This window comes from Chitinophaga sp. W2I13 (assembly GCF_050434005.1).
Classification (GTDB): domain Bacteria; phylum Bacteroidota; class Bacteroidia; order Chitinophagales; family Chitinophagaceae; genus Chitinophaga.
Window position 1 is genome coordinate 3,456,001 of record NZ_JBNPWD010000001.1, and the last position, 14,547, is coordinate 3,470,547.

Annotated in this window: 19 protein-coding genes; 12 read left to right on the top strand and 7 right to left on the bottom strand. The window is 38.2% G+C overall.

What is annotated here, in order from left to right; all coding sequences use genetic code 11:
- Both QFZ48_RS14315 and rhuM read left to right on the top strand, forming a co-directional pair.
- Positions 1-348, top strand: coding sequence for a helix-turn-helix domain-containing protein (locus QFZ48_RS14315; RefSeq protein WP_429062706.1), 348 nt, complete (start codon positions 1-3; stop codon positions 346-348).
- Positions 349-385: 37 nt separating this feature from the next.
- The gene (gene rhuM, locus QFZ48_RS14320; protein ID WP_429062708.1) at positions 386-1,363 is read left to right on the top strand and encodes a RhuM family protein; all 978 of its coding nucleotides are present in this window, start codon (positions 386-388) and stop codon (positions 1,361-1,363) included.
- A 36-nt stretch (positions 1,364-1,399) separates the two neighbouring features.
- Here the strand turns inward: rhuM and QFZ48_RS14325 are convergent, their stop codons facing one another.
- Both QFZ48_RS14325 and QFZ48_RS14330 read right to left on the bottom strand, forming a co-directional pair.
- Positions 1,400-1,738 (bottom strand): helix-turn-helix domain-containing protein, encoded by a 339-nt coding sequence (locus QFZ48_RS14325; RefSeq protein ID WP_429062709.1) that lies wholly within the window; start codon positions 1,736-1,738, stop codon positions 1,400-1,402.
- 65 nt (positions 1,739-1,803) lie between these two features.
- A complete protein-coding gene (locus tag QFZ48_RS14330; protein WP_429062711.1) occupies positions 1,804-3,276 on the bottom strand; it encodes a DnaB-like helicase C-terminal domain-containing protein in 1,473 nt (490 codons plus the stop codon).
- A gap of 206 nt (positions 3,277-3,482) precedes the next feature.
- On the opposite strand from QFZ48_RS14330, the gene QFZ48_RS14335 reads away from it, so the two are divergent.
- The 7 genes from QFZ48_RS14335 to QFZ48_RS14365 all read left to right on the top strand — a co-directional run bounded on the left by QFZ48_RS14335 (position 3,483) and on the right by QFZ48_RS14365 (position 8,544).
- Positions 3,483-4,520, top strand: coding sequence for a hypothetical protein (locus QFZ48_RS14335; RefSeq protein ID WP_429062713.1), 1,038 nt, complete (start codon positions 3,483-3,485; stop codon positions 4,518-4,520).
- A 110-nt stretch (positions 4,521-4,630) separates the two neighbouring features.
- Positions 4,631-4,930, top strand: coding sequence for a hypothetical protein (locus tag QFZ48_RS14340; RefSeq protein WP_429062714.1), 300 nt, complete (start codon positions 4,631-4,633; stop codon positions 4,928-4,930).
- A 27-nt stretch (positions 4,931-4,957) separates the two neighbouring features.
- A complete protein-coding gene (locus QFZ48_RS14345) occupies positions 4,958-5,890 on the top strand; it encodes a CHC2 zinc finger domain-containing protein (RefSeq protein ID WP_429062716.1) in 933 nt (310 codons plus the stop codon).
- 96 nt (positions 5,891-5,986) lie between these two features.
- Positions 5,987-6,385, top strand: coding sequence for a hypothetical protein (locus QFZ48_RS14350; protein ID WP_429062718.1), 399 nt, complete (start codon positions 5,987-5,989; stop codon positions 6,383-6,385).
- A 163-nt stretch (positions 6,386-6,548) separates the two neighbouring features.
- Positions 6,549-6,929 (top strand): plasmid mobilization protein, encoded by a 381-nt coding sequence (locus QFZ48_RS14355; protein ID WP_429062720.1) that lies wholly within the window; start codon positions 6,549-6,551, stop codon positions 6,927-6,929.
- Positions 6,926-7,948 (top strand): relaxase/mobilization nuclease domain-containing protein, encoded by a 1,023-nt coding sequence (locus QFZ48_RS14360; RefSeq protein WP_429062722.1) that lies wholly within the window; start codon positions 6,926-6,928, stop codon positions 7,946-7,948. Before QFZ48_RS14355 ends, QFZ48_RS14360 begins: the two co-directional genes overlap by 4 nt.
- Before the next feature lie 20 nt (positions 7,949-7,968).
- Positions 7,969-8,544 (top strand): hypothetical protein, encoded by a 576-nt coding sequence (locus tag QFZ48_RS14365; RefSeq protein ID WP_429062723.1) that lies wholly within the window; start codon positions 7,969-7,971, stop codon positions 8,542-8,544.
- 3 nt (positions 8,545-8,547) lie between these two features.
- Here QFZ48_RS14365 and QFZ48_RS14370 read toward each other — a convergent pair whose 3' ends face one another.
- From QFZ48_RS14370 to QFZ48_RS14390, 5 genes are all read right to left on the bottom strand, one after another.
- Positions 8,548-8,796, bottom strand: a complete 249-nt coding sequence (locus tag QFZ48_RS14370; protein ID WP_429062725.1) for a hypothetical protein — start codon at positions 8,794-8,796, stop codon at positions 8,548-8,550.
- Positions 8,783-9,487 carry a metallophosphoesterase gene (locus QFZ48_RS14375; protein WP_429062727.1) on the bottom strand — a complete coding sequence of 235 codons (705 nt, stop codon included), beginning with the start codon at positions 9,485-9,487 and terminating at the stop codon, positions 8,783-8,785. Before QFZ48_RS14375 ends, QFZ48_RS14370 begins: the two co-directional genes overlap by 14 nt.
- Before the next feature lie 78 nt (positions 9,488-9,565).
- Positions 9,566-9,865 carry a hypothetical protein gene (locus QFZ48_RS14380; RefSeq protein ID WP_429062729.1) on the bottom strand — a complete coding sequence of 100 codons (300 nt, stop codon included), beginning with the start codon at positions 9,863-9,865 and terminating at the stop codon, positions 9,566-9,568.
- Between the two features lie 232 nt (positions 9,866-10,097).
- Positions 10,098-11,195, bottom strand: a complete 1,098-nt coding sequence (locus QFZ48_RS14385) for a hypothetical protein (protein ID WP_429062731.1) — start codon at positions 11,193-11,195, stop codon at positions 10,098-10,100.
- The gene (locus tag QFZ48_RS14390; protein WP_429062732.1) at positions 11,164-11,985 is read right to left on the bottom strand and encodes an RNA polymerase sigma factor; all 822 of its coding nucleotides are present in this window, start codon (positions 11,983-11,985) and stop codon (positions 11,164-11,166) included. Before QFZ48_RS14390 ends, QFZ48_RS14385 begins: the two co-directional genes overlap by 32 nt.
- A 393-nt stretch (positions 11,986-12,378) precedes the next feature.
- Between QFZ48_RS14390 and QFZ48_RS14395 the strand changes: the two genes are divergently transcribed.
- From QFZ48_RS14395 to QFZ48_RS14405, 3 genes are all read left to right on the top strand, one after another.
- Entirely contained in the window at positions 12,379-12,606 is a 228-nt protein-coding gene (locus QFZ48_RS14395) for a helix-turn-helix domain-containing protein (protein WP_429062734.1), read from the top strand.
- A 139-nt stretch (positions 12,607-12,745) separates the two neighbouring features.
- Positions 12,746-13,246, top strand: coding sequence for a hypothetical protein (locus QFZ48_RS14400; protein WP_429062736.1), 501 nt, complete (start codon positions 12,746-12,748; stop codon positions 13,244-13,246).
- Positions 13,243-14,385 (top strand): protein kinase domain-containing protein, encoded by a 1,143-nt coding sequence (locus QFZ48_RS14405; protein ID WP_429062738.1) that lies wholly within the window; start codon positions 13,243-13,245, stop codon positions 14,383-14,385. The genes QFZ48_RS14400 and QFZ48_RS14405 overlap by 4 nt, the downstream gene beginning before the upstream one ends.
- The last annotated feature ends 162 nt before the right edge of the window (positions 14,386-14,547 follow it).

Here is a 14,547-nt window from a genome sequence, read left to right on the forward strand (position 1 = left end):
ATGAGTTTATCGCCTATTGAGCAGAGATTGGATCGTATGGAGAGCGATATCCAGCAGATCAAAAGTATGTTGTCTGAATTACTGGACCTGTCTAAGGGGGCATTTCAGTCGCATGCTCATGAGAATATTATGTCGGCTAAGGAGGTGGCAGACCTACTCCGGCTGGATGTCAATGTTATTTATGGTAAGTGTTCTAAAAGGGAGATACCATTTTTTAGGATGGGGAAGTTGTATAAGTTTAAGAAGTCAGAGATATTGGAGTGGGTGAAGCGGCAGGGGGATAGTGGCGCTTTTTCTGTTGATGATTATGTTAATCGGTATTTACAAGCAAATACATTAAGAGGTTAGTATTTATATTCCATGAACTTTACATTTTTATAATCATATGAAAGACGATCAAATACTCATTTACCAGAATTCAGAAGGCGATTTAAGAATTGATGTTAAGTTGGAAGACGATACTGTTTGGCTGACTCAAGACCAGATGAGCCTTTTATTTCAGAAGGCAAAGTCAACCATTAATGAACACATTAATAATATATATAAAGAGAAAGAGGTTGATCAAGAATTCACTATGAAGAAATTCGGAAATTCCGAATTTGCTAAAAAGCCTGTTAATTTCTATAATCTTGATGTGGTAATTTCTGTTGGTTATCGGGTTAAATCACCACGTGGTACGCAATTCCGCATTTGGGCTAACAAGGTGTTGAAAGAATATCTGATCAGCGGATATGCCATTGACAAAAAGCGTTTTCAGGAACAGTCCCGCAAATTGGATGAGCTGAAGCAAACGGTTAAGCTATTGGGGAATGTTATGGAGGCTCAAAACCTAAATACTGATGAAGCAACGGGTTTATTAAAGGTAATCACTGATTACACTTATGCTTTAGATGTGTTGGATCAATATGATCATCAGGTATTGCAAATTGAATCAACCACCCCTGAGAATTTATTTGAAATTACCTACCCTTCTGCAATGGAAGCAATCAAAGGACTTCGTGATAAGTTTGGTGGAAGTAGTTTGTTTGGGAATGAGAAGGACGAATCATTTCAGGGGTCATTGGCTGCAATTTACCAGACATTTGGCGGGCAGTATCTTTACCCAAGTGTGGAAGAGAAGGCGGCCAACCTGCTTTATTTCGTTATAAAAAATCACTCCTTTTCTGACGGGAATAAGCGTATTGCGGCTTTTTTATTTGTGTGGTTTTTAGAGAAGAATAGAATCCTCTATCATTCCGATGGCTCAAAAAAGATTGCTGACAATGCTTTAGTTGCACTTACTCTTATGATAGCTGAATCTAAACCCGATGAGAAGGATATGATGATTAGGGTGGTTGTAAACCTAGTTAATTTAAGAAACTGACCAGAAATAATTAAGCGTATAGGTAGGTAACCTCAACTATTTCAAAGTTGAATCTTCAGACCCCAGTAATTGTTGAATATCATTCCATAGGAAAAACACACGGGATCTCACTTTGAAAGGCTTCAGTTTACCATGTTTGATCCAGTCATAAATAGTCGGTTTTGTAACCTGGAATAATTCACATACCTCGGTCATCTTATAGAGCGGTTTATATTTGAGTCCTGGTGTTTGATATTGTGAATCGGATGGACTAAGTCTATTAACCTTTGCGACCTCCTCACGTATAATTAGCCTGATCTGCTGCCAAAAATCATCTGGTTCAAAAGGAAACAGCATGGGCATTAGATTCTTTTTTACTTGCATATTTTCTTCCATGCATCCATTATTTGAATAAACATAAAAATTAGATCGAATGAGAAATGCTAAGTACAGCACTACTTTTAAAAAGGATCATCTTCAGAGTACCAGTCAAAACGTTTTTCATTTATACTCTTGTTTTTATTAAGGACTATTGGATCAAAGGTATCATAGAGGAAACCACTTTTTGCGTCATAAACAACATCGCATTTGGCGTAGCTTGTCATATTTCCCTTTCTACGAAGTAAAAATTGTGCTTTATTTCCCTTAAAGTCATAGAAGTCGGGACGGAAGAGCTGAATTATATTATAACCCTGTTGTTCCAGCACATTGCTGTCTCTTAAATCAGAAAGAACAGGCTCCCTGAGCTTAGGCTCATTACTTCTCTGATCTCTTTTTGATGATTCTCTATTTAATAATGCTGTTGCAATAATGGTAATCTTACGTGTTCTAACTATGTCGCTTAGTCGAAGAGTATTTAATGTTACGGTGTTTTCCCTGTTTTGACTCATTCCTTTGTCATATGAGCTAATACCAAGATTTTGGAGAGAGGAAATAAAGAAAACAGTGGTTCCTTGGGCGATATATCTAAGTAATATCTCCTCTATTGTGTCCATATTGCTATGGACTTGATTAATAATCTCGACGCTATTATTGGAGGCTTTAATTTGTGCATCACGAAGAGCACGTCTATGTTCAAATGACAGCTGCTGCCAGTTGTTGAGTTCATCAATATTTACATTAAGCTGTCTAGCGAGTAACTGACGTTCAATCATATCCTTGGGCGTGCCTGAGAATGAAAGGTAGACACTTTTGATATTCAGATTGTTGAAGGAATCTACAGTTGCTAGAAGAGCACTGTCTACTTCATTATTAGGATAGCCAGACAGTATATTTATTGTACCTGGAGTAAAACCTCCTCCAAGTAAGAAATCTAATGATTTGTATCCTGTTGGAAAGTGGGGCTGGGGTGAAAGTCGTTTCATTAATTCAATATTTATTTCTTCAGATTCAATTTTTTCTTCGAGTTCTTTCTTCTCCCTTTCTTTTCTGAGTTCATCTTGCTTTTGCCGCCTGAGGGCAATGACTCCAGAGAATTTTTTTATGAGACAACTTGTACAGAGCTTTTCATCAAATATGCTGCACCATTCGTTATATTTTTCTTCGGTAGTATACGACGCTTTTAAATCTATTTCTCCAACACCTTGCCTGAAATCTCTTCCATTTTCTATAATTGAACTGTAGTGGGATCTGTTTCTAACAAGCAAATTGATTTCTTTGTCACAATAACTTTCTTGGTTTTGGGGGCAACTACCTTTATGCCAGTATACTTTTGATGTTTCTGCTACTTTTTCCTCCATGTCATTTCGCTTCATATTGAATACGTCTCTCTGCAGGTTAAGAATGGAGTACTCCATTTTATTTTTATTTTTAAGGGGATCATTCTTAAAGGAAAAATACATTTGAACTTTCTCTATCTCTTCCTGATCTATTAAATTAATAAAGACTGATAAACGTTGGTTGTTTTTAAGGTCGTAATAAATGGTCTTAGGCATGAGTTGCAGAATTGTATTTGATATGTAATCCGGCTTACTAATTAAGCGGAGCAATTTATTAAGAAAATAAATTAGGGGCGGTTAATCACTTGTTATGCAAAAGATTTTTGAATTAATATTTTAATAATATGTTATCAATTAAGCGTCTATCCTGATAATAATTTCGTATATTGATTATATCCATTTTTGCTAAAATCAACTATGATATGACCCAATTGGAGCAATTGAAAGATGTCCCCTTTAGTGTTAGAGTAGCTGAAACAAATGCCTTTGTGAGGGAAATCCCATATCATGACCAGGCGAAGAAATCCTCTCGTTGGACAATTGACTTTGATAAATTAGCTAACCATGCTTTACATAATCACTACTGTATTTCATTTATAAAATGCCCCTTCCCCTTAAATTTTGATAGCCTGATAAATCATTTTGACTGGTGTAGTCGTTACCTATATTTTAACTTTGAAGAGTCGATTCTACGAATTGAGATATTCACAAAGTTGGAGAAACAGCATTTTGATGCCGAAAAGTTGGAGTATTTAATAAAGATGCTGAAGGAATATCCTCAGGCATATCAGTATAAATTAGACGAGGCGGACAACAGACAACAATGGGCGTTGCGGAAGAAATTTAACTTTCAGAAGAATATGGACTTCTTGAAGATAATGGAAAACGACATGCAGCAAAGGACCATATTATTGGATTACTTGCAAACTCTGCAAAGGGAGATTGGGAGGGATAGAGTCATAAATCCAATTGAGGAATCCGCTACCTCTCCAAAACAAGTTGCTTTACCCAACATGGAGAAGCGGGAAAGGGAAGCAAGCAGCTATAATTATCTGAAATTAAATGATGAACTTTCTCCCGCTACTTGTAAGAAAGTGATTGAGTTTTTATATGACACCCTCCAACCATACTTTCGAGTCCCCTACCATCTTGATATTTTTAGTAAGATATTTAGTACTGAAGACAGCCCTGAATTAGAGCTTATCAAGAAAGACCATTTCGATAATCAATCCTTAAAAATCATCTTCCTGTCATTGAAGGAGGTAAAAGGACTCGTTGTATCCTGGCAGGTAATTGAAAAGAAGGTTCGGGTATTTAAGGCAAATGGAACCCCATTTTCCAGTTTTTCTGAGGTGAGTATGGGTAAGATTAGTCGTCAAAAGCGCCAAAAACAGGAGAAAGACATACACCCCGTAATTGAACTGATTAAGAAGGAGTTAGCCGCCAATAGAAGAAAATAAGCAATCACCATCCTACAAATAAAGTCCGGATTTTGCATCTTTTTTCCGGATTTTGCCTTAAATCGGTATTTTTTGCATTCATATTTGCTCTGAATCAATAGTGAAGAGATATGAGTGAGCAAATGCAATTTATTGGTTTCAGTATAGAGCAAGCAAGGCTCTTTATTGAAAATATCGTTAAGTCCTGCCTCCAAGAAAATAACCTATCCAAGGGTCTATCAGAAACACCCCTAAACATTCAGCAGGCTTGTAAAATTATTGGTGTTTCCGCCCCCACACTCCGGAAGTTCGTGCAAATGTCCCTGATCCGCCGCCATGACCTGGGCGAGCGTAAGAAGGTGTTTTACCTGTCTGAGCTGGAGGAAGATATTAAGCGGATTCGATCCATGAACCAGAAACCTGAAGATTAACCCTTTTTACCCATCTCAAACAATTTTATGGTAACAGATGATTTCCCCATTGCCGAGGCAAAGCGGATCGACATGGTTGATTACCTGGCATCCCTCGGCTACAAGCCTCAGAAGATCCTAAGTCAGGATTATTGGTATTTATCTCCGTTCCGGGAAGAGAATACTGCCTCCTTTAAGGTTAACCGCAGACTGAATTTGTTTTATGATTTTGGAATTGGTCAAGGAGGAAGTATTGTAGACTTTGGAATGTTGTTCCATCATTGTACCATTCCTCAAGTTTTGGAGAAGCTGCAAACTTTTCTTTCTTTTCACCGGCACCAGGTTATCTCTCAGCCTCCACCAGTGGGGCCAGCTCCCCATTTTTCCAGTGAAGAAAAAATCCGGGTGATAGGGGATGCACCGATTACTTCACCGGCCCTGCTCTATTACCTGGAAGTGCGCTGTATTCCCCTGCAGCTTGCCCAGCAGTTTTGCCGGGAAATTCGGTACTCCCTTTATGGAAAGGATTATTATGCCATCGGTTTTAAGAATGATGTCGGCGGGTATGAATTGCGCAATCCTTATTTTAAGGGGAGTTCCAGCCCCAAGGCAACTACGTTTATTGATAATGGCGCATCTGAAGTATTCGTATTTGAAGGCTTCTTCAGTTTTCTATCTTTCCTGATGATCCATCGGGAGAAAGACCCGCCGGTGACCAACTACCTGGTACTAAATTCTTTATCCTTCTTTAAAAAGAGCCGGGAATTAATGGAGGGACATCAGACTATTCATCTGTATTTGGATAGAGACAAAGCAGGTATTATCCAAACGCATCAGGCGTTATCTCTGGATAAGAAATACCGGGATTGCAGTTACCTATATGGGAACTACAAGGACTTGAATCAATTTCTCATCCATTCTAACCCTGCGGAAACCAGCAAACGCCCACAAGACAACCTCAATAAGCTACGCCCAGGTTAGCCTCAGAAAAGGGAATGGAGAATGATGCTCCTTTTTCTTTTCACTGTAACCCACTCCTCTCAGGAGTAATTATTCAATTATTAAAAATCTCAAATTATGGCAGATTTCAAAAGAAAAACACTGCAATTAAGTTCTGGTAAGCAGATTAAGTTATTTGGAAATAGCATGGCTATAGGGAAATCATTGGAACTTGGAGAAGGGTATCGCCCCAATATACTTGCCTGCAATGATGGAGTTTCGGAAAGTAATTCCCCCGCATCTGTGCATAATCCCTTCAGGTTAACCCGTGACGAATTGCTAGAACTAGCGGATTATAATATTCAACTTTGGATGGACTTGAAAAAAAATATCTATAAACACGGGATCGATAACCCCATGATTTTTGAGATGGAGTTACCGCCTCAGAACAAATTAGCTAAGCCCGGACCTAAGAAAAACGGGCCTGAAGGGGAAGGTAAAAAGATAGTTTCTCCCAAATCAGACGACAAATTATAGTGTAGGAAAACCATGCGGGCGGGAGCATATGGGTCTTGAGGCTCGGTATAGCCAGCTATGTTTTGGTAATACCAAAACTTCTGACCCACCGCATGCTATCGCATTTGTGGACAGGTTTTTTCATCCGCTGACGGCGGATTCAAAGAATAAAATGAATTGAATTATGACGCAGAATTATAAGAGGCAGAGGAGTAAAGGAGGGCGTCCTTCAAAAGAAGTCAGGAAAAATATTATCCTGACATTCAAATGTTCAGCTTATGAAAAGATGGTCATTGCCCAAAAGGCAAAGGAATTAAACCTGAATATATCAGAGTATATCAGGCGGATGTCAGTAAACGGTAAGGTTGATCAGCAGATTAAAGTACTCCCTGCTGAAGTATTGGCGCTATCCGGAACACTTAATCATATAGCTGCCAACATCAACCAGGTAGCCAAAAAGCGCAATAAGGATGAAGACTTATCAATGATGGAGCTGGTAAACCTTCAAAACATGGTGCCGGTGCTGAAGGGAATTGCAGTGGAGATTAAAAATTATCTCAGGTGATCGGCACAGTAGTAACCGGAAGTTCTTTTTATCATCTTATCAGCTATGTATTGGAAGATAAAAAAGATTTGTCCGAAAAGCAGAAAAGGGAAATGTCTTTAAGGGATGGTGTTCAGCACAAGGATAGAGCCGAAATACTTGCTTTTAATAATTGTTTCGGCGATAAGTATGAGATGGCTGAACAGTTTAGGGATGTAGCCCACTTGAGTAAGAGAGTTGAAAAACCAGCATTTCATCTTTCCGTTAGACTGGCTGAAGGTGATCATTTGACCAAAGATCAACTGATTGAGCTGGGGGAAGCTTTGGTAAAGGAATTTAATGTTGAAGATCATCAGTACCTGATGGTTTTTCATAAAGATACCCGTGAGCAGCATTTTCATATAGTAGTAAACAGGGTAGGACTTGATGGTAAAGCGGCCAGTGATAGTAATAGCTATAGGCGAATGGCAGCATTTTGCCGGAAGCAGGAACAGAAACTCGGATTGACACAAGTATTGAGTCCGAAAGCGTTTTTATCGAAAGACCAGCAATTAATTCCCCGGCAGGATCAAAGGAAAATAAAGCTGAAGGACCATATCCGAAAAACTTTAAGGGAGGTAAGTGATTATCCTTCCTTTGAAAAAGCTATGCGCTCATTGGGTTATACAGTGATTAAAGGTCGAGGTATTTCTTTTATTGATGGAAAGAAAGTAAAGATTAAAGGAAGCGACGTCGGCTTCTCCCTTTCAAAAATTGAGAAGATTTTATCCCTGAAAAAGGAGCTGGCAGGTAAGCAACTGGAACAAAAGAATCTTGAATCACTTTCCCGAAAACAATTCGGAAAAAATATTCACTATACGGATAATGATTGGTTCCAGTATAATACCGGTTCTCCTCTGACGTTGGGTATTCAAAATTTAGCAAACCTTATTGAATGGTTATTACAACCTGAGATGACTGGTAATTTTATTCCGTATGAATTGACCCAGGAGGCATTTGATAGAAAAAGGAGAAGAAAGAAAAAAGGCCCATCTCTTTGACATCTTCAAAATATTAAATCATGCATCAGATTATAGAAACACTTGCTGCCAAGTTAGACAAGCAAGAAAAATCACTGCAGGACTTGGATGAAAAAGTAAAGGCTATCCCCGATAGCTCCGGTAAGATTGTCGAAATATGGAAGGAAATGCACGGTACTTTCATTCGACATTCCTTACCTAAAGAAGAAGTCGTCACGCTAACTGCTGCTTTATCTGAAAATATCCGGATCATGAAAACTCCCCGGACGGAGAATCTTACCCATCATCATCATTTGCCAAAGGTTATTTTTATAGTGATAGCTCTGGTGGTAGTTGTTGCTGTCCTGAGTATGGGGTGGTATAATGCGGCTGATAATCTGAAGCAGTATAAAGCATCAGATACAAAATACCGCTTCCTGAAATTGCAGGGGAATAAGTCTATTCAACAATTATTAATTACTACCGATAGCCTATATTATTGTAATTCTGTCATGCGGGATAGTGTGCTGCATCAGGAGCAATTGAAAAATGATCGGCTGGAAATGCTACGATTGGCAACTGAACAAGAACAGTCTGCAAGGGAATTGAGAAAGAAAGCGAGTCGCATGAATCAGTAGTTGCTACTGTCTGAAATACCAAGTTTCCTGTGCTGTCTTACCAAATTGCTGAATATAGCTATCGTTGGCGTGAAGAATACATTCCAGATATTGAACCGGGTTGCCGATTTTTAAACCAACCACCTGCAGCCCGGTTTCATTACATCTTTTAAGAAATTCCGGGAAGTCTTCAATAGAAATAACATGTTTGCCGTGAGCAACTCCGCTGAAGCCTTCTAACCAATATATCTGTGTTAGATTATTTTGTGTCATACATTTCCTGTATAGCTACGCATCTGAAAATTACTCCGTCTCTTTCTTCCATATGGGATTCATGATAGTGACCATAATACCATTTCCGACATCCGGCAGCCTTAAGATATGAGTAGATCTGGCTCATTATCAGCCGTTCGTTTTCCAGATCAGTAGCTAGGTCTTTGCCAGCAGCCATCTCCTTAACAATAAAATTAAGAACGATGGGGTCAAAGGTGTAAGGCCATGTTTCTTTAGGGGCTATATGGGAAACAGCCATATCAATGCCTTGAGCGCATGCTGATTTTAGTAATGCTTCATCAAATTTGATTTCTTCGTCCGGCCAGTAGTCTTTGCCGGGTGTCCTGCTTAGCCTGTCAATGGATATACCACCGCCAATAAATATGACCTTTCGATCTTCTATTTCAAGTACTTCGTAATCCTGTACCAGTTTGACGTTTTGAAGATTGAAAGTATCCCTGTGATCCCAGAACCACTTATTATCATGATTGCCTCTCAATATGTACAGATGGTTTTCCTTCTCCCTAAGAAATTTATCAATTTGAGACAATGCTTTTATGTCAAGATCTTTATGCTGAAAGCCAAGCCCCCAGTCTCCAACCTGTATAAAGGAAGAGTTTTCCAGTCCGAATTTTTTGATCTTGGAAAGTATTTCCGGATAACCTCCATGAAGATCACCAACGACTACCATTTCGATATTGTATTAGATGAAAGTTAATATGTTGCTAATGTAATTATTTATAATCCTGGACATGCCTGATCCTGGAAGTTATTTGTTTTCATGTGTATTATCAGTAACCTGATTTTTGAGAAGAAAAGTAACTTCAATCATTCTTTCCATGTCGATGTATAGTTCAGTTGTTCCTAATGGATCAATGTTGCCCATAAGCAGATTTTTAATAAATCCATTCCATAGATGTTCTCTAAAGCTCTGAAGGGAATATCTTTCCCAGAAATCAGTAATTACCAATTGTGGGTTATTTATTTCTTGTTGGTTAAGCCTGAATGGCCGTTGGCTGTAATCATCTTCTATTTCAGATGAATTGATTAGCGGGTTACTATTTTCCATAATTGTTGGAGGTTAGGTGAATAATAAAAATGGTTTAATTGTTTGTCGAGTACTGACTCTGTTGTATATAGCTTTCAGCCTTCCTGGTACGGTTGCAGGATGAGCCGCGAACCATGTAATTGTATACACCCCTTATATGGATACCATAAAAGGAAAGATATTTAGTGAGTACACATGAAGCCTCACTCCACGGGTGTACAAGCACCCTCAAATATTCTTGTTAGCCAGGGAGCTATTCTACAATTATATTAATCCCGGCTTTATTGGCTTTGTAAGTGATCTTTTGCCGTAATCCGCCATAGTTCCAATTTCGCACAACAAATTTTTCTTCTTTCGCCAGTTCTTCTGTTTCCTGTTGATCCACCAGAATAAGTGTGGCCGCTTGATGCTTTACACAAAGGTCTATCAGCCGTTTACTGTAAACATGGAGTTTATAGTTGATGTACCTCTTTTCTGCATCGCGGAAGATATTTACCTTTTGGCGCATCCGCGCTTTACCATTTTTAGTCCTGTTAAAGCCAGATGATTTCTGACAACGCCGGATAGCTTCCTGGATAGCCAGTCTGCGATAGAGGAAGTCTTCTTTTGTGCCTATCCTATATTGATACCTATTGATTTTTACGACCACGGGGATTTCCATAGAAAGTGACGCCTCCGCTATCACCTCAGGTTTTAGATTGTCCACCAGCTTATCAAACTGGAAAACAGCCAGCAAGTAAATTTTACTACTGTCTAATTGCAGGGAGCTATCACAAAGTTTGTAATCTTCTTCTATAGCCCTTTTCCACATGCTATACTTGTCATCCAGATCCTTTCCGAAATAAGTTCTAAAGTAAAGCCCATAGATTGAAAAAGTGTAGTTTCTGCTTTTTTCAATAGAACTTATGTTAATCAAAGCCTTTGCCGGTATAGGTATTGGGATATTGCGTTTATAGTTCCTCAGTGATCTATCCCCTTTCCAGTATGCTTCTTTTTCCTTGTTGTACGTGGATACAAGGGTATTATTTAGACACCCTAGTATTGCCATTGGCATTTCCTGTTTATATCGTTTGCTGAGGAACTGATAAGTGGTATTGGTTTTTGAGGTGGTTAATATACCGTCCGGATCTTTGTGGACATCAGTCAGCTTAACTTTTGTGTCATCCTTCAGATAGAACAATTCCTTTATCTGGTCCTGAATAAAGTGATGGGTAGATATTTGATTGGCGGCCCGGAAACAGAAATGTTGCCATTGCCACAGCGTTTCCCAGATTGTATGTCTTACCTGGTCATCATCACTATTGATGAGTAGCTGGATTCTACGAGTAACAATGATTTTTCTTGTTTCCATGTTTGCGAATTTTTTGTAAGGTTTGATTGGCTGAAACGTATTGATTTACTACATCGGCTAATGGTCTGTTCGTTTCCTGAGAAATCCTGTCAAAGCTGTATTTGTCTTGATGCCGTAACTTATATATCTGGGCTTGTTCTGGAGTCAGGTGTGTTTTATAGTTATCGTGATGGTCCTTTCTGATGGTGGCTTGCTTTGGCGGAGGAGCCAATAACATTGATTTTAGGGATTCAATGCTTTCCTGAATTTCTGTTGTTATATGCTGGTACGGAGCGGCGAACCGTTTGGCTATTTCTTTATAGTTAAGGCCGTAGAGCATGTAAAGCCTTATGATGGTTTGCCTGTTGGCTGGTAAATATGGAATCGCCTTTTCAATCCTTTCAAGGCATTCGAGATCCTTCCCTGACAAGTGAGGTGATTCTGCCTCTTCCTCTGGGTTAAAGGATGCGTAATGACTATTCTCCAGAAATTCAAGGTGCATAAAGCTGCGATGGAATTTACTGACTTTCTTTCTGAGGTATTCGAAGCACCCCCACCGGACACATAGCCGGATGAATCGGAAAAGGTGGAGCATGCTGGTCATTCGTGTTCTGAAATCCCAGGCTCGGAGAAAGGCATCCTGGAGGATAGAGTTTATAACAAATGAGTCTTCAATTATGCGCCTGGCGTAATAGAAGATCGGTTTGTATAGGTTGTTGTATATGTAGTTTAGCCCTGTTTCATCACCCACTTTGAACAGTTGAAAATGGGTATTGTTCTCCGGTGTGCCGGTTGTGATGTATCTACTCATAGCTTCCAATTTCAAATAGACATGATAAGATTGTAGTGGTTGTTAACCACCAAAGCCATTACAGTATGTTTAATTGGAGCCTGCGGAGTGAGTATAAAAAAGGCGCAGGACTCAGCGTTACCGTCCCCTGGCACGACCAAGCGCCTAAAGACCAAAGCAACGCGAGCCCACGCGCCTTATGACGTGAGCTTCGCCGTTGCCTTGTTGGTCTGGAATTTGGTCGTTTCGGGGACCAAGGCATTTGCGAGACGATTCATGCTATATTAGTAGAATCGCCAAATTAGTATTTTATGGAAAGATTTGATAGTCTCTCTTCAATAAAGATAGGATAATTTTTCAATTGTACATCTATAGAGGTACAAAATATTTTCAGATTTAGCAGAACTTCCTTTAATGGATGCCCTTCAGGAGGAAGAAATATTAAAAGAGTTTGGGAAAAAGCTTCAAAAATTGCGTAAAGCAAAAAAATTAAGCATTAGAAATTTTGCATACGCTGCAGAGTTGTCTGTAAGTTATGTGCAAAAGCTTGAAATCGGAGTTTCAAATCCATCCTATACGACATTGTTAAAAATTGCTGATGCTTTGCACGTTAGGCTCAGCGATTTTGACTTGGACAAGTAATTTCATTTATGTGGACAACACTAATCTAGTATTATTACTTAGAGCGCTTTTATCTATATACCGTTTATAGTTTATATATCCCGAAGCCCCTTATTTTCCTATTTCAATTCAAAAAAATTATTATAAAATAATGAACTACTTGAGCATCAACTGTACCGTTGAAAAAGGATTAGGGAGGGTAATAATTGTTGTAATTACGGAGGAAGGGCAAGCTTTATTTCATATATTTAAAAGCCCGTCAGTATTTTCTTTTACTAAAAATTCTGCTGAAATATTGAATTGGCATAGAGATAATATTATTTCCCTTATATCTCAGTATAACATTGAAGGCATAGTTGTAAAAAAAACAGAAAGAACATCTTTCCACTCTAGACCCAAAAATTCAGATATTTTTAAATTGTATATGGAAGGCGTAATGCTATCATTAGCGGGTAACATAGGAAAATATAATAAGCATTTTTACAAAGTAGATATACAGACAATCCTAAAAGACAAAAATATATTTGAGAAAGATTTTAACACTATAAGCAAGACATATAACATTGATTGCTCCTTTGGGAATTTATTAAAAGCAGAAGTTGATCCAATTAAAGAAACATTATTAGCTGCACTAGCTCTCCGCGAAAAAGTAAAGAAATGATAAACACAATAGTTGAAATAGAACATTCTAAAGACTTTGAAGAGCAAGGATTTTACTCTAGAACCTATTTAGCGGAGGATAAACGACTAAAGAGGAAAGTTGCTGTTAAAGATATTCTTCTAGACCATCTTACTTCCAGAGAAGATTTTGAAAAATACTTTGAAGAAGCATTTAAACTATCGGTAGCATCTCATCCCCGCGTACTTCCTGTTTACTATGTCGGTTTGGATCATTCTCCTACAGATGGTAAGCCTATACCCCGGATAGTGACATGTTATCTGAAAAACGGATCATTAAATGCTTACATTAAGAGCGTTTATGATACAGGTCGCACTTTGTGCTTGGATGAGATAATAAGATTTGCCCATGACATTATTCAAGGAATGATACATTTGCATTCTTTGGATATTTTACATCTAGATCTGAAAGCATCCAACATTTATATAGGTGACGACAAGAAAATGATTATTGGAGATTTTGGTCAAAGTAGATTTATAAAAGATGGAATTGTATTTGAGCCAGGAAACCTTTATCCTGCTATTGCACCACAAGAAGCCATAACGAAAAAGGCAATCGATAAAACAGCAGATATATATCAATTTGGGTTATTACTTTATTCTATGGTTTGTTATGATCAGTATCGGAAAGCACTAGAGGAAACCTATAAAATTGATACCAATACTTTGATAGAGATTTTCAGAGAAAATCGCCCTGACAAAGCGGCGAAAAAGAAAGAGTTCCAGGCGAATATGAAACTATTTACTGAGGCAATCAAAACATGCAAATTTCCCTCAAGAACTGAGTACCCATATTACGTTCATAGTAAGATTAAGGAAATTATCCATAAATGTTTAGAGCCGAATGTTGCAAACCGATATAATAATTTTTATGACATACAGTCAGACTTGAATGAAATTATTTTCCCAGATCAAGTTTCAGACTTTTATCAGGACTTAGCAACAGGGAAGGTCCATTTTATAAAAGAAGCTGCACATTGCGAAATTGAAGTCAGCTTAACTAATGATAAATTTGAATTAAAAGCAAAGAAAGACAAACGGCGATGCCACAAAAATGATAAATCTGACATTAGTGTAACAAAGCTGTCGAAGAATTTATTTACTTTGGCATCAGAAATATGAAAAAACATCATTGTAAATATTGCAATAGAGTTATGAAAGTCAATTCTTTACAGTATAGATCTAACCAATACTGTAATAAATGTTTTGATGAAAGAGCTCAAAGCAAACCTATAAAAAAGAAAGATTTAAATACTTTCGTTTTTATGGGAGAAGTATTTTCAT

Coding starts and splice junctions, on each gene's coding strand:
- QFZ48_RS14315 (WP_429062706.1), top strand. CDS start 1: ATGAGTTTATCGCCTATTGAGCAGAGATTGGATCGTATGGAGAGCGAT.
- rhuM (WP_429062708.1), top strand. CDS start 386: ATGAAAGACGATCAAATACTCATTTACCAGAATTCAGAAGGCGATTTA.
- QFZ48_RS14325 (WP_429062709.1), bottom strand. CDS start 1,738: ATGGAAGAAAATATGCAAGTAAAAAAGAATCTAATGCCCATGCTGTTT.
- QFZ48_RS14330 (WP_429062711.1), bottom strand. CDS start 3,276: ATGCCTAAGACCATTTATTACGACCTTAAAAACAACCAACGTTTATCA.
- QFZ48_RS14335 (WP_429062713.1), top strand. CDS start 3,483: ATGACCCAATTGGAGCAATTGAAAGATGTCCCCTTTAGTGTTAGAGTA.
- QFZ48_RS14340 (WP_429062714.1), top strand. CDS start 4,631: ATGAGTGAGCAAATGCAATTTATTGGTTTCAGTATAGAGCAAGCAAGG.
- QFZ48_RS14345 (WP_429062716.1), top strand. CDS start 4,958: ATGGTAACAGATGATTTCCCCATTGCCGAGGCAAAGCGGATCGACATG.
- QFZ48_RS14350 (WP_429062718.1), top strand. CDS start 5,987: ATGGCAGATTTCAAAAGAAAAACACTGCAATTAAGTTCTGGTAAGCAG.
- QFZ48_RS14355 (WP_429062720.1), top strand. CDS start 6,549: ATGACGCAGAATTATAAGAGGCAGAGGAGTAAAGGAGGGCGTCCTTCA.
- QFZ48_RS14365 (WP_429062723.1), top strand. CDS start 7,969: ATGCATCAGATTATAGAAACACTTGCTGCCAAGTTAGACAAGCAAGAA.
- QFZ48_RS14370 (WP_429062725.1), bottom strand. CDS start 8,796: ATGACACAAAATAATCTAACACAGATATATTGGTTAGAAGGCTTCAGC.
- QFZ48_RS14375 (WP_429062727.1), bottom strand. CDS start 9,487: ATGGTAGTCGTTGGTGATCTTCATGGAGGTTATCCGGAAATACTTTCC.
- QFZ48_RS14380 (WP_429062729.1), bottom strand. CDS start 9,865: ATGGAAAATAGTAACCCGCTAATCAATTCATCTGAAATAGAAGATGAT.
- QFZ48_RS14385 (WP_429062731.1), bottom strand. CDS start 11,195: ATGGAAACAAGAAAAATCATTGTTACTCGTAGAATCCAGCTACTCATC.
- QFZ48_RS14390 (WP_429062732.1), bottom strand. CDS start 11,985: ATGAGTAGATACATCACAACCGGCACACCGGAGAACAATACCCATTTT.
- QFZ48_RS14395 (WP_429062734.1), top strand. CDS start 12,379: ATGGATGCCCTTCAGGAGGAAGAAATATTAAAAGAGTTTGGGAAAAAG.
- QFZ48_RS14405 (WP_429062738.1), top strand. CDS start 13,243: ATGATAAACACAATAGTTGAAATAGAACATTCTAAAGACTTTGAAGAG.